The organism is Nostoc sp. WHI, from assembly GCF_015714725.1.
Lineage (GTDB): Bacteria > Cyanobacteriota > Cyanobacteriia > Cyanobacteriales > Nostocaceae > Nostoc.
The window spans coordinates 1-2,508 of record NZ_WBKM01000175.1 but is presented as its reverse complement, the minus strand read 5'-3'; the positions used below and the strand labels follow the sequence as shown (position 1 = coordinate 2,508).

4 protein-coding genes are annotated in these 2,508 nt (G+C 41.0%); 1 reads left to right on the top strand and 3 read right to left on the bottom strand.

Going from position 1 to position 2,508, the window contains the following annotated elements:
• Positions 1–380, bottom strand: a 380-nt coding sequence (locus F8S12_RS17975) for a transposase (RefSeq protein WP_331001406.1), incomplete at its 3' end; no start/stop codon positions are given.
• A 287-nt stretch (positions 381–667) separates the two neighbouring features.
• Positions 668–1,522, bottom strand: coding sequence for a hypothetical protein (locus tag F8S12_RS17970; protein ID WP_196517497.1), 855 nt, complete (start codon positions 1,520–1,522; stop codon positions 668–670).
• A gap of 387 nt (positions 1,523–1,909) precedes the next feature.
• On the opposite strand from F8S12_RS17970, the gene F8S12_RS17965 reads away from it, so the two are divergent.
• Entirely contained in the window at positions 1,910–2,074 is a 165-nt protein-coding gene (locus F8S12_RS17965; protein ID WP_196517496.1) for a hypothetical protein, read from the top strand.
• A 195-nt stretch (positions 2,075–2,269) separates the two neighbouring features.
• On the opposite strand, the gene F8S12_RS17960 is transcribed toward F8S12_RS17965, so the two are convergent.
• On the bottom strand, positions 2,270–2,508 hold a 239-nt coding region (locus tag F8S12_RS17960; RefSeq protein WP_230968086.1), incomplete at its 5' end, for a hypothetical protein.

The window sequence follows — 2,508 nt, the reverse complement described above, 5'->3', positions numbered from 1 at the left end:
GTGCTATATCCTTGACCAATGGTAATCGGTTTATTTCCTGCTATGGATGTGCCACTATGTTCATAAGTCCTCTCTTGTAGCGTTACTGCATCTGGGCGTGACCAGTTTGTGTGATCTCCTGCTAACAACGGTCGTCCCTCTACTGGTATTTGTTTGATATATAGCTGCATCAATTTCTGTCGCTGCGGTCTGCTATCTTGTAGCGCTTCATAAATACTTGGCCACTTGCGTCTGAATATTGGTGATAAGGATAAATCTGCTAATGAATAAACATTGCGGGTCAGCAATATCGCATCTGTTAATTCAAAGGTGGCATCTTTGGCTCTACCTAAATATTTGTAAGCTACTTGACGAAACTCTTCAAGTCTGGCATTTTTCATGTTGGCAGGTGAGTAATGGTAGTTCTTTTCTCACCTTCTGCCAAAAGGGGGACTGTATTCAATCAGACACCCCTTTTTTCTTGATCATTCCCAATCTGATAATGATAATCGAATAAGGGGGGTGGGAGAGAAACGAGCGTCGCTCGTTTCTCTCCCACCTTTTCATGATTATCATTATTGTATTATTATCTGGAGCAGATATACTACAGACTTGTTAAAGTCGCGGATGCTTTGACGGCTGACAAGATAATATTTTTAATCTCTAATTCCATTTGATTTGCGTTCTCTCATATCGCTTTTAGTCTAAACTCCAGTATGTCAATTTTGCTAGATAATTCTAGCCGCACGATGCCATGCAAATCGTGGTAGCCAAGTTGTTGCGCGGAATGTTGAGAATCACCCGATTTCAAATACCACGAGTATTGGGATCTATCTTTAATATGAAAAATAGGCGTGCGCTGTCCTGGTAATAATTTCCACAGGAGGGCAGCATAATTTTCAGACAGGTATTGTTTGTGCATTGTCTTGATGTAGCCCAAGGTAGATGTTGGCGATTCATATCGCAATGCACCATCCCGAATTACCAAAGTATCTGCATTTTTTACATTTACTTTGCTTACTAGCTGTTCCTCTGCTGCTAGCATGGCATTTTGGACAATTGCACCCCGTGCTTCGGGAGTATTCGGTTGATTGCTTTTAATTGCCGTGTAGAGTAATTCTGCTTTGCTTCCCAAAGGACAAGGGATAGGTGTTGATACTGCATCTTGCTCTCCACCAAAACCCAAAACTCGACGAACATCAATTTCAATGCAACTCGCTTTGGGAATAGTCCGATCCACTACCACAGCCCCCACGGCAATTGTTCCAAAAACACCGTATGTTATCGTGTTACCATCGCCACCGACAAGTGCAGCATCTAGCCGACGACGCCCGTCGATAAAAATGAGGTGATTAGGTAGCGATCGCGCCTGAGAAGACTCAAAACAATCCCAATTATCAGTTTCTACTATCGGGTTTACATCACTTTCAGACAGTGAAAGCTCTTCGCTGATTTGAATTGGCGGCTCGTAGTCATTTCCCCACGGTTCCAAACGAAAGTTATGCGATCGCCAAAAGTTACTTACATAATTATCCTCTAACATTTGGCTTTTGCTCAGTAAATACTCTGGTTTTAATAAATGCTATGTTTTCAACATTACTCTTATTAGTCTAAAATTGCCAACTTTATAGATTCATTTCATTGCATCAGTTGACTTGATTTATACAATACAATTTTCACTATCGAATAAATTTGGTGTTGCGCCTCTTGGCACAACTTTCACGTTGTGCCAAGAGGCAGTATGGTATTGAGCCGATATCTGAGTAATTTTCTGCAAAATGGTCTGGAAACCCTTGTACTGTCTGGTTTTGATAATTTGTCACTTCAGAGTCAAAAGCCAATGTTAAGCAAAAGAGTCACCCACCATTACCAACCAAAAACGCTTGTGGTCAGCCATCTACGGTTTTGAGCCAGAAGCGTTTCTTAATTTTTGATTGATGATGACGGAGATTCCACTTTTTTAGTCTTACGTGTAATCGATGCCTCAAAGTCTTCTAGATTCATTGATGTCTACAGCTTACGCCTAACACTACCTCAGTTGGTAGTGAGCCACGCTCATTTGATTGTTACCTCGCTTGAGCCACTACCGCCATAAAAATACCCCCAGAATATGGGGGCGATTGATGTGGTTAATGTGCCTAAAAGCACACAATCGAATAATGAGAGTTCGCTATAAGGATTTCTGTATATGTGCCCATCTTACAATCAGATGTCGGTGGATGTCTTCGGTGATTACTGACTCTTCAAAATAGCTTCATAACAACTTTTCAATAACTGTGCTTTTACACCGTTAACCATTGCAAAAATTTTCATCAACCTTTTTCAAATATTCAATCCGGCAGCAACCGCGCCGCCATTGGTCTTTAGTCAAAGGATAATAACTAGACCAAATACTTCCATCTGGCGCTGAATAAAAAAATGTAATTACAGCCGATTGAGAGCCAAAGTTACAGGTACTCACTTGTATCTCCTCCCCAAGAGCAAAGGTCTGTCCTTGACTATTAGTAACTGTCTCTAATTTTTTATATG

Coding starts and splice junctions, on each gene's coding strand:
- F8S12_RS17970 (WP_196517497.1), bottom strand. CDS start 1,522: ATGTTAGAGGATAATTATGTAAGTAACTTTTGGCGATCGCATAACTTT.